Source organism: Bacillus sp. UNC125MFCrub1.1 (assembly GCF_000701305.1).
Taxonomy (GTDB): domain Bacteria; phylum Bacillota; class Bacilli; order Bacillales; family Bacillaceae; genus Bacillus; species Bacillus altitudinis.
In genome coordinates this window covers 573,386-599,452 of the sequence record NZ_JNIG01000009.1, presented here as the reverse complement: position 1 = coordinate 599,452, position 26,067 = coordinate 573,386, and the positions used below count along the sequence as shown (strand labels likewise).

The window sequence follows — 26,067 nt, the reverse complement described above, 5'->3', positions numbered from 1 at the left end:
GAACTATCAATCTGAAAAGAAGACAAAGCGTCTCTTTCTTCAAGAGACGCTCCGTTTATAACTCTTTTCCTAAAATATCTAAGTCGTACCGATTGCCGTCCATTTCTGCGATGCGTGGTAAATGTCCCCAAGTCTCAAAGCCGTGCTTCTTAAATAATTTGATGCTGGCTTCGTTGTGGCCAAAAATAAAGGCAAGTAACGTTCGGATGCCTAATGAGGGTGCCAATTCGAGCGCCTCTTGTAAGAACATTGACCCTAAACCTTTTCCTCGATAGTTTTGGTTCAAATAAATACTCATTTCAACCGTACCGTTGTATGCGGGACTGCCGTAAAACGTTTCAAAACTGAGCCAGCCGTAGATATTTCCTTCCTCATCTGTTTTCACATAGAGAGGACGTTTCTCTGAATGATTCAAAAACCACTGACGGCGGTCTTCTACTGTAACAGGTTCAGTATCGGCCGTTACTTCTCTTGAAGCAATCGTTGAATTGTAGATATCGACGATCTCTTTGAGGTCATCTTCTGTTGCCATGCGGTTGAAAGTTTTCACCATATGTACCCCCATCTTTTTTCATTCATCATACATATTATTGATGCGATTGCGCAAAATAAAAAGAAAAATGATTTCGTGTGTATATATTTTTTGAAAAGTGTTCAGAATGTTGCTGAGGTGATGAAAAATGAGAGAGGAAGAAAAGAAACGTACTTCCAAAATCACAAAAGTTCAGCAATTTTTCCGTAAGCGCTGGGTATTCCCTGCTATTTACTTGGTCAGCGCAGCGGTCGTGTTAACAGCCGTTCTTTGGTATCAAGCTGTATCGAAAGATGTGAAAGACCAACTATCTGATGGAAATCAAACAGGACAAGAACAGCGTGATGATGCCGTTGAAGTTGGAAAGCCAATTGAAAATGTTGCTATGCCGGTCCAGAATTCTGAGAATGTTTCTGTCGTGAAAAAGTTCTATGAAGCAGATGCTGATCAAAAAGAAAAAGAAGCAGCACTTGTAAACTATAATAACACCTATACCTTAAGCAAAGGTATTGATCTTGCAGATAAAGATGGCAAAGTGTTTGATGTCACAGCTGCTCTTAGTGGAACAGTCGTTCAGGCGAAAAAAGATCCAGTTCTCGGTCACGTTGTTGAAATTGAACATGAAGATGGATTGTCTACTGTGTATCAATCGTTGTCTCAAGTGAGTGTAAAAGAAGGCGATGAAGTGAAACAGAATGATGTCATCGGTGCTTCTGGTAAGAATCTATATGGTGCTGAAAGCGGCAACCATGTTCACTTTGAAATTCGTATGGAAGGTTTAGCGCTTAATCCGCTTAGCTTCATTGATAAGCCTGTTTCTTCCATTGAAAAAGCAGCGCAAGAAGTGACGGAAGAAGCAAAAGAACCTGCTCAGCCAAAAGCTGATGACAAAATGAAGGAACCTGCTGCTGACGATAAGGCAAAAGAGCCGGCTGAAGAAAAATCTGAAGATAAGTCTGATGAGAAGGGGAAATCCTCTGATCAAGAAAAGTCTTCTGATTCCTCTAAAGACCGCAGTCAGTCAGAAGAAACAAAACAATCTTAATGTCATGTCAGATCCTCTGTGTAGATAAATGCACAGAGGTTTTTTTCTGTCTTTAAAAAAACCTCCGCCATATGGCGGAGGGGATGCTATAAGGCGGCAGGTCCTTCTTCACCTGTCCGAATGTTGATTGTATTTTCTATCTCATATATAAAAATCTTCCCATCCCCTGGTTCGCCTGTACGCAGTACTTTCTGTGCTGTTTCCACGACCTGTTCAACAGGTACTTTGCTTAAGACGATTTCAATCTTTAAACGTTCGTACACATTGCTTTCCTTTTTGACGCCACGGTATAGTTCCGTATGTCCCTTTTGTAATCCGCAGCCGTGCACATTGGAAAAGGTAATCGAGGTGACACCAATCTTTCCAAGCTCCACCTTTAATGTTTCAAAATTAGCTGGACGTGTGACAATCTCCACTTTATACATTTTGCTCATAGAGACACCCCTTTTTTCTTTAATCTTGATATGCTTTTTCGCCGTGCATCGTTAAATCAAGACCGACTGATTCTTCTTCTTCAGTTGCGCGGATCTTGAAGAAGATGTTGACGACTTTGATGATCACGTATGTGACAACTGCAACAAAGACGTATGTGGCCACGATGGCGACAACTTGTTTCCAAAGTAAGCTTGGATCGCCGTAAAATAAGCCGTTGGCTCCGCCATCATTGACAGATGTAGTGGCGAAAAGGCCTGTAGCAATGCCTCCCCACGTACCGCCGATTCCGTGGAGACCGAATGCATCCAGTGCATCGTCATAGCCGAACTTGGCTTTGAGTGAATAGACGCCCCAGAAACAAACGATTCCGCCGATGATTCCGATGATGATCGAAGCGAATGGTGTGACAAAACCTGCGGCAGGTGTAATCGCTACTAGGCCTGCAATGGCGCCAGAGATTGCACCTAGCATCGTTGGTTTTTTGTTGATCATCCATTCGACTAACAGCCAGCCGATGATTCCTGCAGCAGCTGCTGTATTCGTGTTAATAAAGGCATACATGGCGACACTATCTAATGTGAGGGCACTTCCTACGTTAAACCCAAACCAGCCAAACCAAATCACAGCTCCGCCAAGAAGTGTGTAGATCAAGTTATGCGGAGAAGAGTTTGCCGCTTCTTTTCGCTTCCCGAGAACAATGGCTACGACTAGACCAGCCACACCGGATGATATGTGGACGACGTTTCCACCGGCGAAGTCAAGTGCTCCCATTTCGCCAATCCAGCCGCCACCCCATACCCAGTGTGCGACTGGAGCGTATACAAATGTGACCCAAAGGAGTGTAAACACGACCACCGCTGAGTAACGAATACGTTCAGCGAAGGCACCAGAGATAATGGCTGTTGTGAGGACGGCAAAGGTCATTTGGAACATCATGAACAATGAATGTGGAATCGTATCACTATATGAACCAGGTTCAAAGCCAACGCCTTTTAGTCCAACCCAGTCAAAGCCTCCGATCCATGCATTGCCTGGCGCAAAGGCCAGTGAATAGCCAAACACGATCCAGACGATAGAGACAATGGCTAGTGAGGTTAAGCTGTGCATTGTCGTACTTAACACGTTTTTACTTCTCACAAGTCCTCCGTAGAATAAGGCTAAACCCGGTGTCATTAACCACACGAGTAGTGCGCAGAAGAACATAAATACTGTATCACCCATTTGCATGCTGCATTCCCCCGAATCATTCAGAATTAATAGATTTCTTAATTCTTCATTATAGAGAGAAAAGTCATATATAACATATTCATGTAAGTTTATCTAACATGGTTTTTTGGTCATTATCAATATAAATGGATGAAAAGTTCGTAAAAAATGAGAATAAACGTGTATGAACGACGAAAAATAAAGGGCGTTTGACCTATAAAATCGAACTGAGAAACAATTTGGTTCGCTCCTCTTGAGGAGAATCAAATAATTCTGATGGGGTACCTTGTTCGACAATTCGTCCTTCATGCATATAAACAACTCGGTCAGCTACTTCTTTTGCGAAGCCCATTTCATGAGTGACGATGACCATTGTCATGCCTTCTTTGGCAAGACTTTTCATGGTTTGCAGCACTTCGCCTACAAGCTCTGGGTCCAGCGCAGAAGTAGGCTCGTCAAATAACATGACATCGGGCTTCATGGCGAGAGCTCGTGCGATGGCAACGCGCTGTTTTTGACCGCCTGATAGCTTTGAAGGGTACACTTTTGCTTTATCCGCTAGTCCGACTTTCTCTAATAAGATATTGGCTTCAGTTATCGCTTGTGCTTTCTTTGTTTTTTTCACCATGACCGGTGCTTCGATGATGTTTTCAAGCACGGTTTTGTGCGGAAAGAGATTAAAATGCTGAAACACCATGCCTATTTTCTGCCTCATTTCGTTTAATTGATCTCGTTTTGGATGAACGGGACTGCCATCAATGATGATCTGACCGTCATTTTTTATTTCTAAAAAATTCATACAACGGAGCAAGGTGCTTTTCCCAGAGCCGCTTGCACCAATTAAGACGACGACATCATTTTCATATACAGTGAGATCGATATCTTTTAAGACATGCAGCTCTCCAAAGTATTTATTCAGTTTTTCAACACGAATGATTTCTTTTGATTCTGTCATGCTTCTCCTCCTAATGATCACTGACTGATAGTTTCTTCTCAACGGTTTGCACAGCGAATGTTAACAGCAGGACAAGAACTAAGTAATAGACAGCCACGACAAGTAAGTACGTCATGTTGTCAAAACTGTTGGAGCCTTGAGTAGTGGCTATGTTAAAGAGTTCATTGACGCTGATGAAGGCAGCAAGTGATGAATCTTTTAAGCCGATGATAAACTGATTGCCGAGAGGGGGAAGGGCGCGCCGCATCGCTTGCGGTAGAATGATACGTCTCATGGTTAGAAATCGCCCCATGCCAAGAGAACGTCCTGCTTCTTTTTGACCTTGATCGATTGATTGAATCGCCCCTCTGAATATTTCTGCTATATAGGCACCGTTATGGAAGGCAAGCGCAATAGAGGCTGCCCAAAAGTCGGGTATATTTAATTCTGTCAGCCCAAAATACAGGATAAAAATCTGCACAATGAGTGGTGTCCCGCGTACAAGGAAGATATAGGCATTTGCGATATAACCGAAAACGGCTACGTGGGATATTTTTAGTAAGGCAAAGAAAAGCCCGATGAACATGCCGATGAAAATACTGATGACAGTGAGTTGTAAGGTGAGCAGCATTCCTTCTAAGAAAACGCCTCTAGAATCAATCAGCGTTTGAAAAAAGTGTGATAAGGTAGGCAAAACAATCATCTCCATTTGAAGAAAGTGCGCCTAGAGAAAGGCGCACAATCGTGGTTTTAATCCTGTTTGACGGTAATATCTTCGTCAAAATACTTTTCGCTAATTTGTCTTAATGTTCCGTCTTTTCTAAGTGCGTCAATCGCATCGTTGATTTCTTTTATGAGCTCTTTATTGTCTTTAGAGACAGCGATTGCTTGCTCACTTTGCCCGAGTCTTTCTTGTGCTTCAATTTTAAGTTTTTTCTTCATGGCTTCTGCACCTGTGGCAAAATCAGTGACGACCGCATCGTGTTTGCCGTTGGCTAGTGCTTCTAAAGCGACAACATCACTGTCGTAATATTTTGGTTCCTGCCCGCTATGTTCTTTGGCAATATCCGCATAAGACGAACCTTTAGAGACAGCGATTTCTTTGTCTTTTAAGTCATCTGCACTGTGAATGTCTGCGCCGGGTCTTGTGAAGATTTGCGGACCGGAGTAGTAATACGGTTGAGAAAAAAGGACGTGTTTTTTTCGTTCCTCGTTGATGGTATGACTTGCAACGGCCGCATCAAATTTACCTGCTTTGACGCCTTCGACGATGCCTGCGAATTTATATTTTTTCTGTACAGGCTCTAGGCCCATCTTGTCACTAATCGCATTGCCGACATCAATATCAAAGCCGGACATCTGGTTTCCATCCATGTAACTGAATGGGTGGAATTCACCTGATGCTGCAAAAATAAATTTCCCATCCTCCAAAATCGGCGACCCTTTCGCTGTAGAATTACGTTTATCTCCGTTCCCATTTGTTTCATTTGAACCGCACGAAGACAGAAGTAATACTGCAACCGAGAAAAGGGCTGGGACCCAAAACCGTCTTTTTTTAATAATAAGCTATCTCCTCCTTTTCAGCCGTTCTCCGTATAAGGAGAAAGTAGGCTTTTAAATATGTGTAGCATCTTACCATTTGTTCCTCATATTCTCAATTTTATATGCGCTTTTCCAACACTTGCCCTTTTTAGAATGTATGTCTTGCTTTTCGGAGAGAGAACTTGAATTGCTAAGGGTAAAAAAGGGAAATGAATCTCATAATAACGAGGAGATAGACAAAGAACGTGTATGTCAAAAGAAGGGGGCGGGTGTATGATCAAATGGAAAAACAACAGAAAAGTCTTTTTAACGGCGATTGCTTTTGGCACGATGTTAAATCCATTGAATTCCTCAATGATTTCTTTAGCCTTGCATCAAATTCAGCATGAGTTCGGTTTGTCGTTTACGACGGTATCTTGGCTCATTTCAACCTTTTATTTGGCCAGCGCGGTCACGCAGCCGGTGAGTGGACGAATTGGAGATCATGTGATGAGCCGGAGAACTTTATTTTTATTTGGACTAGTTCTAGTGGCAGTCTCAGCCATTTGTGCGCCGTTTGCCCCGACTTTTGCGGTGCTGATTGTAATCCGGCTTCTTCAGGCGATTGGAAGCAGTGCGATCTATCCTTCAGGTGTTGGACTGATTCGGGATCATGTGAAGGAACGACAAGCTTCTGCTTTAGCGGTATTGTCTATTTTTGCTTCAGCGATGACAGCACTCGGGCCGACACTTGGCGGGTTTTTGATGACAATCGGCAGCTGGCCGGCGATCTTTTTAGTGAATCTGCCATTCATATTGATTAGTTTTTTTCTAGGCCTTTCCTTGTTTCCTAAGGAGAAAAAGAAAAAATTGCGTATCGGAGACACTGTCCGAAAGCTTGATTTGCCAGGGATGTTTCTATTTACAGTTTGTATTGTCCTTTTGCTTTCTTTTTTATTATCACTATCTGATGGTATTCAGTATGTACAGGGCATTCTCTGTCTTGTGAGTGCAGGTGCTTTTATATGGTGGGAATATCAGGTGGATGAGCCATTTATCCAAATTCGGATGTTCAGGCAGGAGAAACGGCTTTCGCTTGTGTATGTGCAATTTATCATTTTGAATATTTTCTTCTATTGCCTCTTTTTTGGCTTGCCAAGTTATTTTCAGGATGAATTGGGCTGGCGTGTGGAGATGACGGGTCTCTTTATGCTTTGCATGTCTGGCGTGAGCATTATGGTATCGCCGCTGACTGGCAAGTGGGTAGATCGCGGCGATGAACGGCACCCTGTTTTGGCAAGTGCTGTGCTGATGCTGGCCGGCGCTTCCGCCATGACTTTCTTTTTTATTCCTGCGCCATTCTGGGGGAAAGGACTGGTTCTTGCTTTGCTTGGACTCAGTTACGGGATTGGAAATGTTGCGCTTCAAGCTGCGATGTTAAAAGCGAGCCCTCAACAAATGATTGGCACGACCTCTGGGCTTTTTCAAACATGCAGGTACCTTGGTTCCATTCTGTCATCTGCCGTGCTTGGCATGCTGTTTGGTGAGGAAATTGCAGGTTCTCATTTTGAACAATTAGGCTGGACATTGATCATGATTTCTCTTGTCGGCATTAGCGTCAGCCTTTATTTTTCGAGTATGGTCAGAGGAAAACAAACAATGAAAAAAGCGGCTGGGATAAAGTAGAAGAGAGGTCTTCCATACTTTATCGCAAGCCGCTTAAGAGTTGGACAGGTCTGATCCTTGGTCCTTTTGCTTCCTTCTGAAAATTTTGCCCACAATGTTCTCGTAAAATGTCACGATACGGTCAATTGGAGAGTCAAAGAACTTCCATAATTTATTCATGATAAAGACAACCACAATCGATACGATCAAGCTGCCTAATACATCAAATGGATAATGATGACCGACCCAGATGCGGGAGAACCCTGTCAGTAATCCAAAAACAAGCAAAATATTGCCGAGTTTTTTATTACGGGATCGAATGGCTAGTGAAAGAGCCAGTGCACCTGTTGTGTGGTCACTTGGGAAGGAAGCGTCTGCTGAGTGCGGGATGAGTGTGTCGACTTTGTGCGCCACAAACGGCCGCTCTTCATAATAAAACAGCGTAATAGCAAAATTGACGATGAGTGCCACGATGCCTGTTACACCAGAAAAGAAGACATGCTTCTTAAATTTGTGATTACCTAAAAACCAGCAAATCAATAAGACGAGGGCATATACGAGAATGGCCTTTTTCGTAATGAAAATCATGGCCTGATCTAAAAACTCAGAATGATGAGCCATCCCGTGTATGACTTTAAACAATTCGTAATTCAAAACATCACCTATACTTTCGCTTAACGCCAACTATTTTTCAAAAGACCTATCTGTTCATTTGAAATATCCTATATTTTAGCATGTTTTCAGTGAAGTTTAAAACAGTATCCTATTCTGATAGGGAAACCTTTTGTGCTTTTGCTTCTTGCGGTTTTCGTTCGCTCCAATAAAAAACGCCCATGCTGAGTAACACGACAACGCCAGCAATGAGATATACATTTGAAAAATCTGTGAAGCTGACAAGCAGTCCGAAGACAAATGATCCAGCGGCAATCCCCGTATCATACAGGGTAAAGAAAGTTGCTGTGGCGTAGCCTGTACGGTGTGCTGGTGAGTGCTGTATCGCAAGTGTTTGTAGACATGGCACCAAAGAGCCGTAGCCAAGGCCGATGACAGCGCCGGATAAAAGAAGCATGGTGGCTGTTTGGGTAGCGGTCAGCATCCATAAACCAATCGCAAAGAGAGCGATCGATGGGTAGATCACTATATGAGGCCCGACTCGGTCAAACAGTCTGCCTGTAAATGGACGTGATCCAAGCATCGCAGCTGCAAAAACAATGAAGAAATAACTGCTTGCACCCATTAGGTTCAGGGAATTGGCATAGACTGAAATAAATGAAATGATCGGCGAGTAACAGAAGGAGATAATGATTCCAACTGCTGCCGTTTTTAAAGCACCTTTTTCAAACAGGTGAGAAAAAGTGAATCGAAAGATGACACTTCCGCCGTTTTCAGGCTCTGGCTGTCTAATCAGCATCGTGAAAGCTGCACCGATGGAGACGATGATGGAAAAGAGCAGAAATAAAGAATGGAATCCTACTTTTCCGACTTGATTCAGTGCGATAAACGGACCGATGACCACGGCAAGGTTCATCGACATGACAAAGTATCCAAGACCCTCTCCTCGTTTATGTTTCGGAATCATATCAGCAGCAATGGCACTTGCTACGGTTGTCAAAATGCTGAAGAAGATTCCTTGCACGAAACGCAGCATGAGAAGTGTTTGGAATTGATCAATTGGAATGTATAAATAAGTGAGCAGGGCAAAAGCCGTTGAAGAAAAAATCGCCATGCGTTTCTTGCCGAATTTCTCAATAATGGCCCCTGAAAATGGTCTTGTCACAATTGCTGATAATAAGAAGACCGTCACAAGGAGGCCGCCCTGTGATTCTGTTCCATTTAATTCATCCATTGTGTAAATGGGGAGTAGTGTCAAAAGGGCATAAAAAGAGGTGAATGTAAATAAATTCACCAGGACAATCATGATAAAGTCTTTTGTCCAAATGCGTTCGTTCATGGTGTATGTCACTTCCTATTCAGTTGATAATTTGTGTAAAAGTGTATGGAGGAGTTGTTTTTCTTCGTAGGTAAAATCTGAAAGACATTCTTCTTCAAATTGTTCCATCGTCTGTTTGATTTTTTTAAACTTTGCTTTTGCATCGTCTGTCATGACGATGAGATTCTCACGTTTGTCTTTTCCTTGGACTCGTTTCACCCAGCCGTTTGCTTCTAGACGCGTCACGGTTCTGGTAATCGTCGGTGCTTCGACGTTCAAATAGGTCCAAATATCTTTTTGCGTTTTAGGGCCGAATGTATCCAAACAAAAAAGTACAGTCCACTGGGACATGTACAAGTCATAAGCAGCAAGCGCTTCGTTCGCTTTTTTAGACAGCAGCCGCGCGCTTTGATGTATTTGATGTAAACACTCTCTGTTTAACGTATCCATAGGCTCACCTTTATTCGTTATTTATCTAGGTAAATAAATTCACCTTTCCTATTTTACGTGTTACACCGATGCTTGTAAAGTGAAAATTTTCGCCACTCGAAATGATTTTTTGTTTTGTCTTTTCTGATAAATCCCTTGTCCCATCTTCATTTTTAGCATATTCCCTATGCAATGCTAATACACTGTTACAAACCTGACAAAGAGAGTGTTTGAGGTGAGGGATCGTGTTTGGCATTTACTACCTAATGGATGAGAAATTAAGACGAACAAGCGCCGCTGAAAATGGATAATATTGATACGGATCTCATTTCACACTTCTCACATCCATTTTAGGGAGGTCGAGTGGTGTGCACGATTACATCAAAGAGCGAACAATCAAGATAGGAAAGTATATCGTGGAGACAAAGAAAACCGTTCGTGTAATTGCGAAAGAATTTGGAGTCTCTAAAAGTACTGTACACAAGGATCTAACAGAAAGACTGCCAGAAATTAATCCAGATCTGGCTAACGAAGTGAAGGAGATACTGGATTATCATAAATCAATCCGTCATCTGCGAGGGGGAGAAGCCACAAAGTTAAAGTATAAAAAAGAAGAAATTTTAGAAGGTGAGCCTGTAAAACAGTAAGCTTTAGTTCTTTGTTCATAAACATGATATATATATCTTCCTCTTATCGGTAGTTTCTAACCACAAATTTTGTAAAGACTTTTGTAAAGAAATATCTTTTTTTCTGCAAATTATGATAGAATATATAATTAGGGCAGAATGTGGTATTTGCTATGGAAACAGATTTTCAAGGAGGATATATATAGATGTTTGCTAGGGATATTGGAATTGATCTTGGTACTGCAAATGTACTGATTCATGTCAAAGGAAAAGGAATTGTGTTAAATGAACCATCTGTTGTCGCTCTTGATAAAAACAGCGGGAAAGTATTAGCTGTTGGAGAAGAAGCGAGACGTATGGTTGGACGTACGCCTGGGAATATTGTTGCGATTCGTCCATTAAAAGATGGCGTAATTGCTGATTTTGAAGTAACTGAAGCGATGCTCAAGCATTTTATTAACAAATTGAATGTGAAAGGGCTGTTCTCTAAGCCGCGTATGCTCATCTGCTGCCCGACAAACATTACATCTGTTGAGCAGAAGGCAATCAAAGAAGCTGCTGAAAAAAGCGGCGGGAAGCATGTATTTCTTGAAGAAGAGCCAAAAGTAGCAGCTATTGGTGCTGGTATGGATATTTTTCAGCCAAGTGGAAACATGGTCGTAGATATTGGAGGCGGAACGACAGATATCGCTGTCATCTCGATGGGTGACATTGTAACCGCCTCTTCTATTAAAATGGCTGGAGACAAATTTGACCTGGAAATTCTAAACTACATTAAAAAAGAGTACAAGCTGTTGATCGGTGAGCGAACTGCAGAGGACATTAAGATCCAAGTTGCAACGGTATTCCCAGACGCACGTCACGAAGAGATCTCGATTCGTGGACGAGACATGGTGACAGGATTACCAAGAACGATTACCGTCACAAGCAAAGAAGTAGAAGAAGCATTACGTGAATCTGTATCTGCCATTGTTCAGGCTGCGAAACAAGTTCTTGAAAGAACACCACCTGAATTATCAGCTGATATCATTGACCGCGGCGTCATCATTACTGGTGGCGGAGCGCTTCTAAACGGGCTTGATCAATTGCTTGCAGAAGAGCTGAAAGTACCGGTTTTCGTTGCAGAAAACCCAATGGATTGTGTAGCAGTTGGTACTGGCGTGATGCTTGATAACATGGACAAGCTGCCAAAGCGTAAACTCAGCTAATGATTTCCCTCATTCTTTTTAGAAAGAATGGGGGATTTTTATTAAAGAAGCCTGCCAATATGCCGATATATTTCATAGAAGATTGTGTACTGATGATTTTAGGTCATGTGAAAGAATTTGAATGAGGTGAGCACGTGTTAAAAGGACTATACACCGCAACATCTGCCATGATCGCTCAAGAGCGGCGGACAGAAATGCTTTCAAATAATATCGCAAATGCGAATACTCCAGGCTATAAAGCAGATGAAGGGGCCATGCGCGCATTTCCAGAAATGCTGCTAAGCCGAATGGAATCAGGACGTTTCCAAACATCTTCAGGCAAAGGCTTTAGTATCCCGCAGCAAACGGCGATTGGCGGAATTAATACGGGAACATACATGCAGGAATTAATTCCTCAATTTACACAAGGAACATTAAAAACAACGGATCAAACAACGGATATCGCATTAGTAGAAAATAATGTACCCATCAACCCGGAGACAAATCAAAAGTCAGCGCTTTTTTATGCTGTGAATACACCAGAAGGCGTTCGTTATACGAAAAGCAGTTCCATTACATTGAATGATCAAAATCAGCTGACGATCAATGGACGTGCCCTCCTTTCCGTGACGGGCCAGCCGATTACCGTTCAAAGTGAGAATTTCAAAGTGAACGCAGATGGAACCGTGAGTGAAAACGGACAAAACCTTGGACAAATTGATGTACGTGTTGCAATGGATACAAGAAACCTTGCGCGTGAAGGAAATGATTTATACCGTACAGCTGATAATCAGCCTCTTCCAAGTGCGGTCAATAACGGTCAAATGTCCTATACATTAAGCCAAGGTGTATCAGAGCTGTCGAACGTTGATGTGACGAAATCATATACAGAAATGACAACAGCCTACCGCGCATTTGAAACAAACCAAAAAGTGGTTCAGGCATATGATAAGAGTTTAGAAAAAGCAGTGAACGAAATCGGAAGAGTGTATTAATGAAGAAATGAAGAGAGAGGAGGATTCTCATGCTTAGAACGATGATCAATGCAGCTGTGTCGATGAACGAGGTGCAAAAACAGCTTGATATCATTAGTAATAACATCGCAAACAGTGAAACAACAGGGTATCGCGCGAAAAACACCCGTTTTTCAGAGCTGGTCAGACAACAGTTTAATCAGGTAGATGAAAAAAATGAGCAGGTGGCAAACAGTCGTCTGACACCTGCTGGTTTAAGGCTTGGAACTGGAACGATGGTCAATGCATCCATTAACTCATTGCAAGGGTCTATTAAAGAAACAGGCCGTGACCTTGATGTTGCATTTGGTGCGCCATCTCAGTATTTGCAGGTCAATGCTGGCGGTAACATCCGGTATACAAGAGATGGCTCTCTTTATTTACAGCCAGGAAATAATCGGAATCAAGTCCAGCTGGTGACAAGCGAAGGCCATCCGATTCTTGACGAAAACGGGAATGAGATTGTCTTAAATGCAAATTTCCGTGATATTTCTATCGATAAAAATGGCCGGCTTACAGCTATCTCTCGAGGCAATCAACCGAATCAGCAGGTGAACCTTGGGGTTGTTCAAGTGAATAATTCTTCAGCACTCATCTCTGAAGGAGAAAATTTGTTCTCAGTCGACGGCAACTATCAAGGCGCTTTAACGGCACTGAATGGGGCAAACCGTCAGGCCATTCAACTTCAGCAAGGTGCACTTGAAACGTCGAATGTGGACATGTCTAAAGAATTAACAGACCTCATGACAACACAGCGTTCGTATCAGATGAACTCAAGAACCATTACGATGGGCGATCAGATGCTAGGACTCATTAATACCATTCGATAATGAGCAGGCGGATGTCAGCCTCTCATGATAAAAAAGGCGGCTCGCTCAAAGTCGCCCTTTTTTTTATAAAAATCTGAGACATCTGCAAGCAGATCTTCAAGATCAATCCAGGCTTCTTTTCGTTCAAGACATGTGACGAGTGTAGCAATCTGTTCATCTGCCTTGGGCGTTTGGCTGTAGAGAAGGAATAAAATTTGGAACTTGATTCTTAATAGATCAAATTGGGCATCAACGGCTTCTTTTAGCCCTTTTTGAATATATTTCATTCCTTCATCAGTTAAATTCTCTTTAAAGCAGGAACGCACAGTTTCATAGAGACACGATACATAGGAGTGGGCAGATTTCCGGTATGCTGGGAGCCGAAGCGCTTTTTTAAAGTATTCTAGTGCTTCCTTATGACGGTTTTGTCTTGACTTGATAAAACCAGCGTCATAATACACGATACCAAGCAGTTCTTGGTCATCAATCATTTTCACGTATTCGATAATTTCAATAAAAATAGCCTCTGCTTCTTCATATTTTTTTTGGTCACTAAAGTTAAGTGCGAGCACAATTTTGCACCGATAAATGCTGTGGATATCCCCGTGCTTTGCAAAGATATTCATGGCTTTTTCAACATGTCGAATGGATAACAGTGAATAGCGGTTGTTATAATAAACACCACTTGTACGGAAATGAAACTCTGCTTCCTCTAGCTCATCGTCTAGCAAGGGCAGTTTCTCTTCTGCTTTTTCAAGATAATGGATGGCATCATTTTGATCGCTCTTCAAAGATTCGTATAAACCGAGAAAAAAGTAAAAATAATATTGTAGTTGATCGTTCATTCGATCTTTGTGGAGCATGAGTTCATGCTTCAGTTTTTCTAAGTCTTCTGTTTGGTTCATCCAGAGCTGATGGCGAAAAAGCATAAGCTGATAATGTAAATGAAGCTCCTGTTTCTTTGACAATCTACGTTTATATTTGGTTAAGGACGTTTTGATCTCTTCAGCCTTCGAAAAATGTCGATGTTTTAGCATTGTATACCACGAATGGAGAAGTTTTTTAATGGATTTATCGCTTATAAAATTCATTTTTACCCTCTTATTCAATCAATGATGTAATATATATTACCATATTTGTGAAAAAACGATGAGTGTAGAGTGGATTATATTTCATGACAATAGGTAATGATAGATTCTATTTTTTACCATAAATGTTGGCTGGACGTTGAAAAATGATTGCATTCATAATATACTTCAATAGGAATCAAATGAAGATCAGCGATATAGAAAAGAAGGAGAGATCAAGATATGCTTGATGCTCAGCAAATTCAAGACATTATTCCACACCGTTATCCATTTTTATTGGTTGACCGTATTCTAGAAGTTGATGGTGAGAAAAGAGCGGTTGGAATCAAAAATGTCACAGTAAATGAAGAATTTTTTAATGGCCATTTCCCAGGATACCCCGTCATGCCGGGTGTGCTTATTGTAGAAGCGCTTGCTCAAGTTTTTGGGGTCATCATGTTAGGTAAAGAAGAGAACAAAGGGAAAATTGGTTTGTTTGCAGGGATTGACAGCTGCCGATTCAAAAGACAGGTTAAGCCAGGTGATCAGCTACGTTTAGAGGTTGAAGTCACACGTCTTCGCGGTCCAGTTGCCAAAGGAAAAGCAGTTGCAACAGTAGATGGCGAAGTGGCATGTGAAGCAGAACTGACATTTTCTATCGGTCCGAAAGTATCGTAATGTGTCTGACGGTTCATCTTGTATGAACCGTTTTTTATATGGAAACATTCAGCCAGAGCGGATGAGGACTTGCTTTTTTGACAAAAAAACGTCATATTAGACAAAAAAAGATGAAGGTGATAAAAATGCTGAAAGAATTTAGAGAGTTTGCCGTCAAGGGGAATGTGATTGACCTTGCTGTCGGTGTCATCATCGGGGGAGCATTTGGCAAAATTGTCACTTCTCTTGTGAATGATTTAATTATGCCGCTTGTTGGTATTATTGTTGGGGGGCATGATTTTAGTGGATTGTCTATTAAAATCGGTTCTGCTCAAATTTTGTATGGAAGTTTCATTCAAACAGTGGTCGACTTCTTGATTATCTCCTTTTCCATTTTTATCTTTATTCGTTATTTAAATAAATTAAAACGGAAAAAGGTAGAGGAAGAGGAAGTGGTTGAAACGCCAGATCAAACGGAAGTGTTGTTAACCGAGATTAGAGATTTATTGAAAAAACAAAGCCAATCGAAAGATGTGCAATAGAAAAAGAGCGGCTCATCCCGCTCTTTTTTATGTGTTCTGTTTAAAAGCATCCAGCAGTTTTTCTCCTGATAGCCCCTCTTTGACGAGGTCTTTTAATACTTCTTCGGTTTCTGTTCTGTAACGATTTGTGATCATTTTACCGTCGAGTAATACAGATATGTTTTCTTCTAAGGCAACGATGTTTTTGACTTGGACCGATAGATGAACAGGGCGGTTGTTTTCTTTTGTAATCGTCACGAGAATCTTTACTTCTGTATGCTGCTGGAAGAGCACCTCAAACACTTGTCTATGCTTCTTTGGAATCAGTGCCTCGATCATCCAGTGATTTTCGCCATCTTCTTTATTAATGATTAAGCCGTCACGAAGGGGAATGCTGGACATTTTATCTTGCTTTGGATCAAGTTCGATTTTTAAATCAATCAGCCTAAAGGTTTTCATATTTATCACCTCACAAGCGTTCATTATTCGTAAGTATCATTATAGCATACAACATCTGTATAAATGAAACCGCTGCCTACTCAGAACTAGCTGCATATAAGTGAAAGGAGATGTTTTATGGAGTCCTATCAACTTCGAAACATACATATTGGTGAGGAAAAGGAAAGCAATGTGAGGGTCTATACATGGGGAGATATTCTCTCATTTTGTGATGTGTATATGGAAGAAGGGGAGTCCCTCACTTTTCAATACGTGACAGACGATCAAATGGACTGTTTTGAATTTCAGTTGTCAATTCATGATGGAAGGCTTTGTTTTTATTGGTTTGCGTGGGACGGGTCTGACTATATTCACATGCCTTCTAGTAATTGGATTCATTCAGATGTTTTTTATCAATTTATGAAAAATAAGTATTTCGTCAAACAAAATAAGATGATGTTTTATACGCAAGCGGTAAAAAGTAAAAATGATTGAGAAAATAAAGAATTTGAAGAACGATTTTGTCATTTTCGTTTTTTGTCTCTTGTGCTATTTCTCAGTAGACTAGGGTTAGCTGAAAGGAAAGGAGGCAAAAGGCAAAGGTCTAGCATCTCGCGGCCCCCCTCTAGCTATAGCTGATAGACTTTGCCTTGTACACATATTCACTGCGTAATAGTAGAACCAAGGTTTATTTGTATCAGTCATGTGTCCCCTGTGAATCCCCTTACGAGTATCCGGTCATGTAGCGTGACCGGGTACTCTTATATTCATTGATAAGCCGATCATCCCTTGCAAATAGTGGATACTCATTTCATAATGATGATGGATTTGATAAACGGAAGGTCAACTGAAAATGAAGGCAAAAAAGGAGAGACCGATGACAAACATTCAATTAATCGCAACGGATTTAGACGGAACTTTATTGAACAGTGAGCACAAAGTGAGTCAGGAAAACGAGCAGGCGTTAAAGGAAGCAGCAGCGAGTGGGATTGAGGTTGTCGTTTCAACAGGCAGAGCGTATTTTGATGTGAAATCTATTTTTGATCAGCTTGGGATGAATACGTGGGTCATTAGTGCAAATGGAGCTGTGATTCATGATCCAGAAGGTCAAGTATATCATTCGGCTGTTCTAGAAGAAGAAAAAGCAAAACACATCTTATCATGGCTTGAAGAGCGTGATTATTACTATGAAGTGTTTACGAATGAAGCCATTTACACACCAAACCGCGGCAGGGAGCTTCTGGCGATAGAAATGGACCGCTTAAAGAGTGCAAATCCAGAAACGGATCAGCGTGTTCTTGAGCAAGCGGCTGAAGTTCAATACAGCCAGTCAGGTTTTGCTTATATTGATACATATCAAGAATTGTTTCGTGAGGATCAGAATCTTTCGTTTTATAACATCTTAGGTTTCTCATTTTTTCAAGACAGATTGAAAGCCGGATGGGATGCGTTTGGACATGATTCTGAATTAACATTGGTTAGTTCGGCTGATCATAACTTTGAAATTGGTGCAAAGGAAGCGTCGAAAGGGCAGGCGTTAACCAGGCTGGCAGAAAAGCTCGGTATTCCATTAAGCCAAACAGCGGCTGTAGGAGACAGTTTAAATGATGAATCGATGATTCGGGCAGCTGGGGTTGGAATTGCAATGGGGAATGCGAGAAAGGATATAAAAGAATTAGCTGATCACGTCACGTTAACAAATGATGAACATGGTGTGGCACATATGATTCAACATCTTTTGAAATAATTGAATCGTATGTATTTGTATAAATGACATAGGATGAAGCGCATTCTACAAAAGAGGAATTCAGAACTACTTCTATTTACACCTGCTATGGAACATCATATAATTTAATTATGAATATAACCCGCTTGTAAGGAAGTTAAGGAGAGTAAACGAATGGCGCTGGAATCTTATAAGTCCGACAATCTGCATTTAATCAAGGAAGCCTTAGACTATACTCAGGTTGGCCTGACGGTGACGGACCCGTCTTTACCTGATAATCCTTTAATATATGTGAACAAGGGCTTTTTAGATATGACAGGCTATCAAGAAACCGAAGTATTAGGAAAGAACTGTCGTTTCCTTCAAGGAGATGAAACTGAACAGATTGCTCTCAAACAAATTAGGGCAGCCATTGAGAACAAAGAGGCTGTCACTGTTCAGTTGAAAAACTATAAAAAATCCGGACAAATGTTTTGGAACGAATTAAGTGTGGCGCCTCTATGGATTGATGAAAATGGAGGGAAACGCCTTTATTTCGTTGGTCTGCAAAAGGATGTTACGAAAGAGAAGGAACAGCAAGAGCTTCTTGAGCAATCCATTGATGAAGTATTGAATATTTCTGTCCCGATTGTTCCGGTGAAGGATGGTATTTCTGTACTGCCGATCATTGGTACGTTAACAGCGCCAAGATTTGATAAAATCATCTCAACAGTCTCCACTTATATCTCTCAATCCAAAGACGATTACTTCATTGTGGATCTGTCTGGTTTATTAGAGGTGGATTCATTTGTGGCAGATGCGATCTTTAAGCTGAATGATTTGATTTTAATGACTGGCACAGAACTGATCGTGACAGGTATTAAACCAAATCTTGCGATGAAAATGGGAGAAATGAGAGAGGACTTCCGTGAGTTGAACACGTATATGAATGTGAAATCTGCATTGAAAAAGCTGCAAATTTAAGCATTCCTTTAGATGAGATTAAAAAAAGAGGACTTTTCATCACGCCCTGAGAAAAGTCCTCTTTTTGCTGTCATTACGATGATTGAGCGGCTGCACTTAACGTGAATAAATCTTCTAGTTCGTTCGTTGACAGCTCTGTAATCCAGCTTTCACTTTGGATAATTTGATCATTTAACGTTTGTTTTGTTTCGAGCATTTGATCAATTTTTTCCTCTATCGTGCCGGTTGTGATCATCTTATGGACATGAACAAACCGCTTTTGCCCGATGCGGTAAGCACGGTCTGTTGCTTGGTTTTCTACAGCAGGATTCCACCATCTATCGTAATGAATGACATGATTGGCGGCGGTTAAGTTTAGTCCGGTTCCTCCTGCTTTTAAAGAAAGAATTAAGATGTTGAACTCTTTTTTCTGGAAGCGTTCCACCATTTTGTCCCGATCATGTTTGGATAAGCTCCCATTTAAAAATTGAACTGGTTCTCCAAACATCTTTTCGGCGAGCTGTTTGATCATGTTGCCCATTTCAATATACTGCGTAAAAATGAGACAGCTTTCTCCTTGTTCGTGTATGGCTTTTAACAGCTCTGCTAATTTATCCATTTTTAATGAACGCTTCAACAATTTCACATCTGTTCCGCTCTCTTTTAAATAAAGAGCAGGGTGATCGCAAATTTGTTTGAGTCTGCCAAGCATACTTAAAATGATGGCTTTCCGCTGCATCCCTGTTAATGAGGCCATATGTTCGAATGTATCTTTGACCAGCTGTTCATATAATGATGCCTGCTCTGCAGATAACGGGATGAATTCTTTTTCTTCTAGTTTCTCTGGCAGATTGAGTGCGACTTCTTCATCTTGTTTTGTTCGTCTTAATAAGAATGGCTTGATCAGCTGCTGTAGCTGTTGGATTCTTTTTTCTTCACGGTCTTTTTCAATCGGAAGGACGAACTTTTTATGAAAACTGGTCAGGCTGCCGAGATATCCTTTGTTCACGAAGTCGAAAATAGACCAAAGCTCTGTCAAGCGGTTCTCCATCGGTGTCCCGCTGAGGGCAATGTGGTGCTGTCCTTTTAATTGCCTAATGGCTCTCGATTGTTTCGTATGGGCATTTTTAATGTTCTGGGCTTCGTCTAAGCAAATGGTATTCCATTTGGCTGCTGTTAATTCATCACGGTCAGAATGTGAGAGACCATACGAAGTGAGGACGATATCTGTTGATTCGTACGCTTTTGTAAAGTTCTCACCTTGTGGACGTGATGGTCCATAATGCAGAGCGACATTCAAATGTGGTGCGAATGTTTCAAGCTCTCTTTGCCAGTTCCCTAATACGGAAGTCGGTGCAATGATGAGAGATGGAGCGGTGTCTTGTTGATGCTCCTTCAAATAGGTGAAATAAGCGATCATTTGAATCGTTTTTCCAAGCCCCATATCATCTGCTAAACAAGCCCCGAATCCATGAGACCTTAAGAACAGAAGCCAGTTGACACCGTGCTGCTGATACGGCCGCAGTGTGCCCTTAAAGGACTCACTCATCTCGTAGGATGGCAGCTCCTGTGTATCATTTAACTGATGAACAAGCCCTCGTAGTTGAGACGAAAGTTCAAATTGAATATGGGCAAAGGCCGAACTGTCTAGCAGCTCAGGAATCGACTCAGAAGAGGCCTCTTGGTCTGCGAGTTCACGTGACAAAATATCCGACATATGAAGTCCTTCGTTCTCAGCGCGCTCCATCCATTTCTTCATTTGCTGGATAAAGGTCGGATCGATTTTAATCCATTGTCCACGAATATTGACAAGACGACGTTTACTTTGAACAAGCTCGTTGAATTCATCTTCTGTCAGCTCAATCCCGTTTGTGGCAAAGCGCCAATTAAAGTCCATAAGGGCATCCATTCCAACGTGCGATTCGCCTCGTGGTGTGGAGGAAATCCGTGCTTTTAGCATCATGGTGCTTTCTTTGACGATTTGCCACCATGATGGGAGCAGGATCTCAATCCCCATGTTCACAAGTGTTTCACTCGCTTCAGACAGGAAGAGCCACGCTTCTTCTTCTGACATGAGGGTGGTACCAGATGTAAATGAGAGCCAAGGGACAATCTGACCGAACCGCTCCAGCTCTCTGGTGATTTTTTCTTGAAACGGACGCCATGATTTTTTTAAAGAACGGATGCCTTCAAAGAAATGCAGATCACTGTTTTTCTTATCACGCAAAAACAGTTCAATTTTCCAATCATCTCCGTCGAAATCAGGCTCATTTAAACGCAAGCCGACAGTGAAAGGCGTTTCATCATCAATCCAGCCGATCGTTTCCAAAAAATCCTGTTCATCTAAAAAATGACCTTGGAAGGAGGAAAGAGCAGGCGATTGTGCAGTCATTCGGTTCCATTTGTGCTGCAAGGCATCATCATATTGAATGTAATCCTGTACGGCAAAGGAGAACCAATCAGCTGTGTAGCCATCTAACAGACCTTCTTTGTCTTTAAAGCGAAGCATTCCTTTTGTCCATGCCTCGAAATCTGGGACAAAATCTTCATCCTCGATGAATTCGTAAATGGTTGAGGCTGTTTTCATAAGCGGCTCTGTTTCATCCGTTAACGTCACATGGCTGAAAGTATTGAATGAATTTTTCCCTAGCAATTCAACGGTCATCCAAGGACTTAACAGGAAGGCAGGTGTGCCAATAAAGCTCACATCTTCTAAGAATGTTCCGTAAAAAGATGATTCGTGCCATTGGAAAAGCTGCCTCTTCATTTCATTTAGCGGTACAGGCTGTCCGTCCTCTGCTTGCGCTGAAATGGTGAAAGAGAAATCTTCGGTTTGTTCTGCATGAATGACAATTTGTTTATGGCGTGTCATCAATTAATTTTCCTTTCTTCATTTCCTCTTGGAACGCACGCAGCCGCTTTGTTGAATCTTGCAGCTGCTGTACATATCTTTCCCACACCGCGTTTTTCTTCGTTTTATGATAAAGCGTACGCAGTTTCTTGAGCATTTTCACAGATTCCCGGTAAGCACTTCGATTCTTTTGATCGAGAAGCAGTGAGATTTCCCGGTGGTATGAAGGAATGAGTGCTTCAGGCTCTTCCTTTGCAATCTGTTTGATTAATTCTTTCTCCAACTCACTGATAGAGAAACCAACGAGGCTGTGTATTTCAATCCATTCTGCATAGCGTTCTTGTGCATATAAGAGCTGACTATATTCAGTAAATGCATAAGGCATACAGATTTGGAGATAGCGTTCATACAAGAAATGATCTTTCGTCTGTTTAAAGTACGCGTCTAAATAAAAGAAGAAATCGCTGACGGCTCCACGCAGTTCTCTATAAGATAGGTCAAGCTGGCAATATTCTTCTAATACATATGTGATCTCTTGATACCAAAGTTTGAGACGCTTCCAGTCCTTGCGGTTTGTGAGATCCTTTAGCCAATTGAGCACATTCGGCAGCATATCTGCATTGAGCAATTTTAATTGCTGGAAGAGTCTTTCGTCTTCTTTTAGCAAATAATCCATATGCATCAGCCCAATGGTGCGCTCAACCGTTTGCTCCTGCTGTTGGGCGCTCTTGAGTAATTCTGTTTCTTTTTTGACCCATTTCCCTCTATTTAATATAGTTCCCCACATTTCCATAAAGACCGCAACTCGTTCATGCTGGAAAGGTCCGCTGATTTGAAGAAGTGTCCGAACGGCAGTTGGTGTGTTTTCAAGAAACGGATCGAGGGAAAAGGAAAGGGCGTATGTCCTCAAATGATCCACTGAATCAAAAATGGTGTTCATGAGCTGTTCTACATATGGATTCATTGAATAAAAGTCTTTTTCGGCATCAAGGCGGCCGAGGTCGATTAGCTCATGGAGCCTTAACCACACATCGATGGACGTATGAATCGCATACAAACTCTTGAATTCAGGTGAAGTGGGTGCGTGTTTTTTCAGGATCGATAAATAGCCGTAATACAAATGCTGTGGTGTTTGCTGGTGCTTCGGTGTCCGTTTCAGCCAGAGGTGAAATTCCTCCTGGAAAAAATTCAGCCAGCTCTGAAGTGATTGTTCATCTGGGCGCTTCACTTGGAAGTGCTGACGAATGAGTTCTTTGCTGCGCTGTAATTCATCCTTCTCTGACCAATTTTCTGTAAAGCCGGTCACACTCTCTACTTGAGCGTATAGCGAAAAGAAGACAGCGAGGATGTGTTTACATAGTCCATCAGCTGGACATGAGCAGCTGCTTCTCACTGGAAACAGCACATGAAGGTGGGCTCTTGCTGCCACGACATCATGTACATAAGCTGACCATTCGGTATCAGACTCTTGCTTGAGCCGATATACGCTGTCCTGTCTATAAGTAATCAATGCTTTTTTGATGAGTTGCTTGTTTTCATCTGTTGCAGGAAGAAGTTCTTTGATCTGTTCGGCTGTTTGTTTGATTTCTTCTTCGTTGATGTTGTGCTGAAGCATTTGATCCGCTCCTAACCAAGTAAAAGATTCCAATTCTTTTATTATAGCTCAATGGTGATTTATAAAAAAGTTTTTCATGAAAATGGTCATAAATTTCAAAAGCTGTCGAATGATGTATTAGAGTATTGCATAAACCAACCATACAGCATATAATAATGAAATTAGTGGAATCGAAAGGATACAGACATGGATAATAAGGGTTTAAATCAAGAAGAGTTTTTAAAGATTTTGATGTACGCTCATGATATTGGTGAAAATTCCAATGATGTCACAACAAAAGAAATGCTTGAAAATCTGATTGCTCATATTCGAAATGGCCTTGTTTCATAAAAGTAGCCCCCTGCTCTCTCAGCAGGGGGTTTTTGTATGCTTTTATGAATGGAACGAAAATTCCCGGCATACGATGACATTACAAGCATAAGGAGTATGGGGAGCTGATGTGTCATGAAGGTTGCGATTGCAGGCTGTGGATATGTAGGGCTTGTCACAGGGGTGTGTTTAGCTGAGGCAGGACATGATGTGACATGTATGGATATTGACCGGCGGAAAGTCATGCAGCTGAAGCAAGGGAAGCCTCCGATGTACGAGCCGGGATTAAAAGAACTGCTCAAACGGAATATGGAGCAAGGACGCATTCGTTTTCATATTAATGGAGCGTCAGCCTATTCGCAGGCTGACGTGTTAATGATTGCTGTCGGTACCCCGCAGCAGGCAGACGGTCAAGCAGATTTGCAGTATGTCTTTCAAGCGGCAAAGGAGATGGGCTTACAAGCAAAGCCAGGCGCAGTGCTTGTCGTGAAAAGTACAGTGCCTGTCGGAACGGGCGATCAAATTGATCATTTGATTCATCACGTGTTAGGTCGTAAGGAGCCATTATCTATCGCATCGAATCCAGAATTTTTACGAGAAGGGTCTGCCATCTCAGATACGCTGCGAGCGGATCGGCTGGTGATTGGAGCCGAAACAAAGAACGGATTAGATCAGCTAGAGTCTATGTATGCGGATTTCCACATTCCATTCGTGAGAACAGATCGGAAAAGCGCAGAGATGATCAAATACGCATCAAATGCATTTCTTGCCACAAAAATCAGCTTTATGAATGAAATTGCTTCGATTTGTGGAAAAACGGGAGCTGATGTTGAGAGAGTTGCAGAGGGGATGGGACTCGATCAGCGGATTGGTGCTTCGTTTCTTAGGGCAGGCATTGGTTACGGAGGTTCCTGTTTTCCGAAGGATACAAATGCCCTTGTCCAAATTGCAGGGCATGTGTCCCATGATTTTGAGCTATTGAAAGCTGTCATCAAAGTCAACAATGAGCAGCGAGCAAGTTTTATTCGAAGTGTGAAGGAGCGGATGGGAGAAAACTTGGAAGGGAAGAGAATGGCTCTTCTTGGCCTTTCCTTTAAGCCGAATACAGATGACATGAGAGAGGCGCCGTCAATCCCGATCGCTCATCAGCTCCATCAATTAGGAGCGGAGATCGTAGCCTATGATCCTGCTGCCGCTCGCAATGCAGCTCAAGAACTGCCTGATCAAGTCCTTTTTGCTCAAACGATTGAAGAGGCGATCAAGGATGCTGATGCTGTCTGTATATTAACTGAGTGGGCGGATATTCAGTTATTTCCACTTTCAGCTTATAAAGATTTCATGAGGCAGCCGATCATTTTTGATGGCCGGAATTGTCATACGCTTGAAGCGGCAGAAGTAGCTGGGGTCGAGTATCATTCTATTGGACGTAGGCCTGTTTCTCCTATTTATATGTAAATAAAAAAACCGATAACAGTGAGATTATCGGTTTTTTTCGTTAATGAGGAAGAATGAATCCGCCATATAAAAATGCAGCCACAATCAGAAAGGCAGGGTGCAATTTGAATTTGGTCATAAAGAAAAATGAAATGGCAGCAATGGCGAGTGATTGCGTCCAGCCAATGGCTTTCACGGCATCTCCGCCAATTTCCCATGTTAATAAAAGCATCATCATCGCAATGACAGGCTGTACAGATAAGGTCATGCCTTTGACGACAGAAGATTGGCGAAAACGATCAATGAGTTTTAGCAATAAAATCAATCCAATCGCAGACGGCAGGACCGTCGCAAGCAGTGCAACGATAAAGCCTGGCCATCCCATGACATCATAGCCTACATAAGCCGCAATTTTCGTAGCGATTGGACCTGGAAGTGCGTTGGCTAATGCGAGCATATTGGAGAACCCTTCGTTTGTCATCCAATGAAAATGATTGACGATTTCTTCATAATTGAGCGGAATGGAGGCAGGTCCTCCGCCATACCCTAACAGATTGGATAAGAAGAATGCCCAGAATAAAAAGAGAATTAGCATCACGAAGACACTCCTTTCTCTTTATTTGTTCGATTCCAGCGATCTTTCAGTCTAAAATGAAAGGCACCATAACATAAAAAGATGATGACAATGATTCCTGGATGAATCGAGAGTACTTGAAGACCAACAAATGCCAAAAGGAATAGGGCGATTCCGAAGATCATGCCGAAGCCCTTCAACGCTTTTTGTCCAAATTCATATGCCATCATTCCTAACAGAACGGCAATCACTGGTGTCACAGCACCGATCATATGTTGAATGATGACTGAAGAGCTTAAGACGCTGACAAGTGTAACAAGTGCCACCATAGCGAGACATGTCGGTAAAATATGTGCAGCTGTTGCAACAATGGCGCCAGATACACCTTTTAATCGATAGCCGAGGTATGCCGACATTTTCGTAGCAATCGGTCCGGGTAATGCGTTGGCGATGGCGAGTGTTTCTCCAAATTCGTCATCATTGATCCATTTGTATTTGACGACCGCTTCATGGCGAATGAGCGGGATCACAGAAGGTCCTCCGCCAAATCCCAGAATACCGGTTCGCACCATGGCGATCATGAGTTCAAGATATGATTGCA

The 26,067-nt window shown here is 41.9% G+C and carries 27 protein-coding genes and 1 pseudogene; 13 read left to right on the top strand and 15 right to left on the bottom strand.

Going from position 1 to position 26,067, the window contains the following annotated elements; translation table 11 throughout:
- Nucleotides 1–55: 55 nt before the first annotated feature.
- Entirely contained in the window at nucleotides 56–553 is a 498-nt protein-coding gene (locus tag N521_RS03265; RefSeq protein ID WP_035389781.1) for a GNAT family N-acetyltransferase, read from the bottom strand.
- A gap of 127 nt (nucleotides 554–680) precedes the next feature.
- Here N521_RS03265 and N521_RS03260 point away from each other — a divergent pair, with 127 nt between their 5' ends.
- The gene (locus tag N521_RS03260) at nucleotides 681–1,577 is read left to right on the top strand and encodes a stage II sporulation protein SpoIIQ (protein WP_035389779.1); all 897 of its coding nucleotides are present in this window, start codon (nucleotides 681–683) and stop codon (nucleotides 1,575–1,577) included.
- 86 nt (nucleotides 1,578–1,663) lie between these two features.
- Here N521_RS03260 and N521_RS03255 read toward each other — a convergent pair whose 3' ends face one another.
- From N521_RS03255 to N521_RS03235, 5 genes and pseudogenes are all read right to left on the bottom strand, one after another.
- On the bottom strand, nucleotides 1,664–2,011 hold the full coding sequence (locus tag N521_RS03255) for a P-II family nitrogen regulator (RefSeq protein WP_007497589.1): 348 nt from the start codon (nucleotides 2,009–2,011) through the stop codon (nucleotides 1,664–1,666).
- Between the two features lie 19 nt (nucleotides 2,012–2,030).
- Nucleotides 2,031–3,239 carry an ammonium transporter gene (locus N521_RS03250; protein ID WP_035389777.1) on the bottom strand — a complete coding sequence of 403 codons (1,209 nt, stop codon included), beginning with the start codon at nucleotides 3,237–3,239 and terminating at the stop codon, nucleotides 2,031–2,033.
- A 193-nt stretch (nucleotides 3,240–3,432) separates the two neighbouring features.
- Nucleotides 3,433–4,173: an amino acid ABC transporter ATP-binding protein gene (locus N521_RS03245; RefSeq protein WP_035389775.1), complete on the bottom strand. Its 741-nt coding sequence runs from the start codon at nucleotides 4,171–4,173 to the stop codon at nucleotides 3,433–3,435.
- Nucleotides 4,174–4,183: 10 nt separating this feature from the next.
- Nucleotides 4,184–4,861 (bottom strand): amino acid ABC transporter permease, encoded by a 678-nt coding sequence (locus N521_RS03240; RefSeq protein ID WP_081832172.1) that lies wholly within the window; start codon nucleotides 4,859–4,861, stop codon nucleotides 4,184–4,186.
- A 41-nt stretch (nucleotides 4,862–4,902) separates the two neighbouring features.
- A pseudogene (locus N521_RS03235) lies at nucleotides 4,903–5,791 on the bottom strand (transporter substrate-binding domain-containing protein).
- Nucleotides 5,792–5,967: 176 nt separating this feature from the next.
- Between N521_RS03235 and N521_RS03230 the strand changes: the two are divergent.
- Entirely contained in the window at nucleotides 5,968–7,359 is a 1,392-nt protein-coding gene (locus tag N521_RS03230) for an MFS transporter (protein ID WP_035389771.1), read from the top strand.
- A 33-nt stretch (nucleotides 7,360–7,392) separates the two neighbouring features.
- Here the strand turns inward: N521_RS03230 and N521_RS03225 are convergent, their stop codons facing one another.
- The 3 genes from N521_RS03225 to N521_RS03215 form a co-directional block, all read right to left on the bottom strand.
- On the bottom strand, nucleotides 7,393–7,992 hold the full coding sequence (locus N521_RS03225) for an undecaprenyl-diphosphatase (RefSeq protein ID WP_008343330.1): 600 nt from the start codon (nucleotides 7,990–7,992) through the stop codon (nucleotides 7,393–7,395).
- Between the two features lie 109 nt (nucleotides 7,993–8,101).
- On the bottom strand, nucleotides 8,102–9,289 hold the full coding sequence (locus tag N521_RS03220; RefSeq protein WP_007497577.1) for an MFS transporter: 1,188 nt from the start codon (nucleotides 9,287–9,289) through the stop codon (nucleotides 8,102–8,104).
- 15 nt (nucleotides 9,290–9,304) lie between these two features.
- Nucleotides 9,305–9,718 carry a MarR family winged helix-turn-helix transcriptional regulator gene (locus tag N521_RS03215; protein WP_026050165.1) on the bottom strand — a complete coding sequence of 138 codons (414 nt, stop codon included), beginning with the start codon at nucleotides 9,716–9,718 and terminating at the stop codon, nucleotides 9,305–9,307.
- A 347-nt stretch (nucleotides 9,719–10,065) separates the two neighbouring features.
- On the opposite strand from N521_RS03215, the gene spoIIID reads away from it, so the two are divergent.
- The 4 genes from spoIIID to N521_RS03195 all read left to right on the top strand — a co-directional run bounded on the left by spoIIID (nucleotide 10,066) and on the right by N521_RS03195 (nucleotide 13,353).
- Entirely contained in the window at nucleotides 10,066–10,344 is a 279-nt protein-coding gene (gene spoIIID, locus N521_RS03210) for a sporulation transcriptional regulator SpoIIID (protein WP_008343327.1), read from the top strand.
- A 185-nt stretch (nucleotides 10,345–10,529) separates the two neighbouring features.
- Nucleotides 10,530–11,531 (top strand): cell shape-determining protein Mbl, encoded by a 1,002-nt coding sequence (gene mbl, locus N521_RS03205; RefSeq protein ID WP_007497573.1) that lies wholly within the window; start codon nucleotides 10,530–10,532, stop codon nucleotides 11,529–11,531.
- A 134-nt stretch (nucleotides 11,532–11,665) separates the two neighbouring features.
- The gene (locus tag N521_RS03200; RefSeq protein ID WP_017360018.1) at nucleotides 11,666–12,505 is read left to right on the top strand and encodes a flagellar hook-basal body protein; all 840 of its coding nucleotides are present in this window, start codon (nucleotides 11,666–11,668) and stop codon (nucleotides 12,503–12,505) included.
- A gap of 29 nt (nucleotides 12,506–12,534) precedes the next feature.
- On the top strand, nucleotides 12,535–13,353 hold the full coding sequence (locus tag N521_RS03195; protein WP_007497568.1) for a flagellar hook-basal body protein: 819 nt from the start codon (nucleotides 12,535–12,537) through the stop codon (nucleotides 13,351–13,353).
- 14 nt (nucleotides 13,354–13,367) lie between these two features.
- Here N521_RS03195 and N521_RS03190 read toward each other — a convergent pair whose 3' ends face one another.
- The gene (locus tag N521_RS03190; RefSeq protein WP_035389769.1) at nucleotides 13,368–14,423 is read right to left on the bottom strand and encodes a tetratricopeptide repeat protein; all 1,056 of its coding nucleotides are present in this window, start codon (nucleotides 14,421–14,423) and stop codon (nucleotides 13,368–13,370) included.
- 219 nt (nucleotides 14,424–14,642) lie between these two features.
- Here N521_RS03190 and fabZ point away from each other — a divergent pair, with 219 nt between their 5' ends.
- Nucleotides 14,643–15,077 (top strand): 3-hydroxyacyl-ACP dehydratase FabZ, encoded by a 435-nt coding sequence (fabZ, locus tag N521_RS03185; protein ID WP_007497564.1) that lies wholly within the window; start codon nucleotides 14,643–14,645, stop codon nucleotides 15,075–15,077.
- A gap of 125 nt (nucleotides 15,078–15,202) precedes the next feature.
- Complete coding sequence (mscL, locus tag N521_RS03180; RefSeq protein ID WP_008343317.1) at nucleotides 15,203–15,598, top strand: large conductance mechanosensitive channel protein MscL; 396 nt, start codon at nucleotides 15,203–15,205, stop codon at nucleotides 15,596–15,598.
- Nucleotides 15,599–15,625: 27 nt separating this feature from the next.
- Here mscL and N521_RS03175 read toward each other — a convergent pair whose 3' ends face one another.
- Nucleotides 15,626–16,036 carry a YwpF-like family protein gene (locus N521_RS03175; protein WP_003215215.1) on the bottom strand — a complete coding sequence of 137 codons (411 nt, stop codon included), beginning with the start codon at nucleotides 16,034–16,036 and terminating at the stop codon, nucleotides 15,626–15,628.
- Nucleotides 16,037–16,153: 117 nt separating this feature from the next.
- Here N521_RS03175 and N521_RS03170 point away from each other — a divergent pair, with 117 nt between their 5' ends.
- The 3 genes from N521_RS03170 to N521_RS03160 all read left to right on the top strand — a co-directional run bounded on the left by N521_RS03170 (nucleotide 16,154) and on the right by N521_RS03160 (nucleotide 18,704).
- Entirely contained in the window at nucleotides 16,154–16,510 is a 357-nt protein-coding gene (locus N521_RS03170) for a hypothetical protein (RefSeq protein ID WP_008343305.1), read from the top strand.
- 391 nt (nucleotides 16,511–16,901) lie between these two features.
- Nucleotides 16,902–17,762: a Cof-type HAD-IIB family hydrolase gene (locus tag N521_RS03165; RefSeq protein WP_222126357.1), complete on the top strand. Its 861-nt coding sequence runs from the start codon at nucleotides 16,902–16,904 to the stop codon at nucleotides 17,760–17,762.
- A 153-nt stretch (nucleotides 17,763–17,915) separates the two neighbouring features.
- Nucleotides 17,916–18,704, top strand: a complete 789-nt coding sequence (locus N521_RS03160; RefSeq protein WP_035389764.1) for a YtvA family blue-light photoreceptor — start codon at nucleotides 17,916–17,918, stop codon at nucleotides 18,702–18,704.
- 73 nt (nucleotides 18,705–18,777) lie between these two features.
- On the opposite strand, the gene N521_RS03155 is transcribed toward N521_RS03160, so the two are convergent.
- Both N521_RS03155 and N521_RS03150 read right to left on the bottom strand, forming a co-directional pair.
- A complete protein-coding gene (locus tag N521_RS03155; RefSeq protein WP_035389762.1) occupies nucleotides 18,778–21,555 on the bottom strand; it encodes a DEAD/DEAH box helicase in 2,778 nt (925 codons plus the stop codon).
- Nucleotides 21,542–23,149, bottom strand: coding sequence for an SWIM zinc finger family protein (locus N521_RS03150; RefSeq protein ID WP_035389760.1), 1,608 nt, complete (start codon nucleotides 23,147–23,149; stop codon nucleotides 21,542–21,544). Before N521_RS03150 ends, N521_RS03155 begins: the two co-directional genes overlap by 14 nt.
- Nucleotides 23,150–23,335: 186 nt before the next feature.
- Between N521_RS03150 and N521_RS19630 the strand changes: the two genes are divergently transcribed.
- Both N521_RS19630 and N521_RS03145 read left to right on the top strand, forming a co-directional pair.
- Nucleotides 23,336–23,479 carry a YwzD family small protein gene (locus N521_RS19630; RefSeq protein WP_003214884.1) on the top strand — a complete coding sequence of 48 codons (144 nt, stop codon included), beginning with the start codon at nucleotides 23,336–23,338 and terminating at the stop codon, nucleotides 23,477–23,479.
- Between the two features lie 114 nt (nucleotides 23,480–23,593).
- Entirely contained in the window at nucleotides 23,594–24,913 is a 1,320-nt protein-coding gene (locus tag N521_RS03145; protein ID WP_035389758.1) for a UDP-glucose dehydrogenase family protein, read from the top strand.
- Nucleotides 24,914–24,953: 40 nt separating this feature from the next.
- Here the strand turns inward: N521_RS03145 and N521_RS03140 are convergent, their stop codons facing one another.
- A complete protein-coding gene (locus N521_RS03140; protein ID WP_007497548.1) occupies nucleotides 24,954–25,487 on the bottom strand; it encodes a chromate efflux transporter ChrA in 534 nt (177 codons plus the stop codon).
- Nucleotides 25,487–26,047 carry a chromate efflux transporter ChrB gene (locus N521_RS03135; RefSeq protein WP_035390208.1) on the bottom strand — a complete coding sequence of 187 codons (561 nt, stop codon included), beginning with the start codon at nucleotides 26,045–26,047 and terminating at the stop codon, nucleotides 25,487–25,489. The genes N521_RS03140 and N521_RS03135 overlap by 1 nt, the downstream gene beginning before the upstream one ends.
- Between the last annotated feature and the right edge of the window lie 20 nt (nucleotides 26,048–26,067).

What these genes read in the sequence shown, in the direction of transcription:
- N521_RS03170 (WP_008343305.1), top strand. Translation starts at nt 16,154, where the DNA reads ATGGAGTCCTATCAACTTCGAAACATACATATTGGTGAGGAAAAGGAA.
- N521_RS03255 (WP_007497589.1), bottom strand. Translation starts at nt 2,011, where the DNA reads ATGAGCAAAATGTATAAAGTGGAGATTGTCACACGTCCAGCTAATTTT.
- N521_RS03250 (WP_035389777.1), bottom strand. Translation starts at nt 3,239, where the DNA reads ATGCAAATGGGTGATACAGTATTTATGTTCTTCTGCGCACTACTCGTG.
- N521_RS03160 (WP_035389764.1), top strand. Translation starts at nt 17,916, where the DNA reads ATGGCGCTGGAATCTTATAAGTCCGACAATCTGCATTTAATCAAGGAA.
- N521_RS19630 (WP_003214884.1), top strand. Translation starts at nt 23,336, where the DNA reads ATGGATAATAAGGGTTTAAATCAAGAAGAGTTTTTAAAGATTTTGATG.
- mbl (WP_007497573.1), top strand. Translation starts at nt 10,530, where the DNA reads ATGTTTGCTAGGGATATTGGAATTGATCTTGGTACTGCAAATGTACTG.
- N521_RS03195 (WP_007497568.1), top strand. Translation starts at nt 12,535, where the DNA reads ATGCTTAGAACGATGATCAATGCAGCTGTGTCGATGAACGAGGTGCAA.
- fabZ (WP_007497564.1), top strand. Translation starts at nt 14,643, where the DNA reads ATGCTTGATGCTCAGCAAATTCAAGACATTATTCCACACCGTTATCCA.
- N521_RS03265 (WP_035389781.1), bottom strand. Translation starts at nt 553, where the DNA reads ATGGTGAAAACTTTCAACCGCATGGCAACAGAAGATGACCTCAAAGAG.
- N521_RS03245 (WP_035389775.1), bottom strand. Translation starts at nt 4,173, where the DNA reads ATGACAGAATCAAAAGAAATCATTCGTGTTGAAAAACTGAATAAATAC.
- N521_RS03135 (WP_035390208.1), bottom strand. Translation starts at nt 26,047, where the DNA reads ATGATCGCCATGGTGCGAACCGGTATTCTGGGATTTGGCGGAGGACCT.
- N521_RS03145 (WP_035389758.1), top strand. Translation starts at nt 23,594, where the DNA reads ATGAAGGTTGCGATTGCAGGCTGTGGATATGTAGGGCTTGTCACAGGG.
- mscL (WP_008343317.1), top strand. Translation starts at nt 15,203, where the DNA reads ATGCTGAAAGAATTTAGAGAGTTTGCCGTCAAGGGGAATGTGATTGAC.
- N521_RS03215 (WP_026050165.1), bottom strand. Translation starts at nt 9,718, where the DNA reads ATGGATACGTTAAACAGAGAGTGTTTACATCAAATACATCAAAGCGCG.
- N521_RS03220 (WP_007497577.1), bottom strand. Translation starts at nt 9,289, where the DNA reads ATGAACGAACGCATTTGGACAAAAGACTTTATCATGATTGTCCTGGTG.
- N521_RS03150 (WP_035389760.1), bottom strand. Translation starts at nt 23,149, where the DNA reads ATGCTTCAGCACAACATCAACGAAGAAGAAATCAAACAAACAGCCGAA.
- N521_RS03140 (WP_007497548.1), bottom strand. Translation starts at nt 25,487, where the DNA reads ATGCTAATTCTCTTTTTATTCTGGGCATTCTTCTTATCCAATCTGTTA.
- N521_RS03190 (WP_035389769.1), bottom strand. Translation starts at nt 14,423, where the DNA reads ATGAATTTTATAAGCGATAAATCCATTAAAAAACTTCTCCATTCGTGG.
- N521_RS03155 (WP_035389762.1), bottom strand. Translation starts at nt 21,555, where the DNA reads ATGACACGCCATAAACAAATTGTCATTCATGCAGAACAAACCGAAGAT.
- N521_RS03260 (WP_035389779.1), top strand. Translation starts at nt 681, where the DNA reads ATGAGAGAGGAAGAAAAGAAACGTACTTCCAAAATCACAAAAGTTCAG.
- N521_RS03240 (WP_081832172.1), bottom strand. Translation starts at nt 4,861, where the DNA reads ATGGAGATGATTGTTTTGCCTACCTTATCACACTTTTTTCAAACGCTG.
- N521_RS03230 (WP_035389771.1), top strand. Translation starts at nt 5,968, where the DNA reads ATGATCAAATGGAAAAACAACAGAAAAGTCTTTTTAACGGCGATTGCT.
- N521_RS03175 (WP_003215215.1), bottom strand. Translation starts at nt 16,036, where the DNA reads ATGAAAACCTTTAGGCTGATTGATTTAAAAATCGAACTTGATCCAAAG.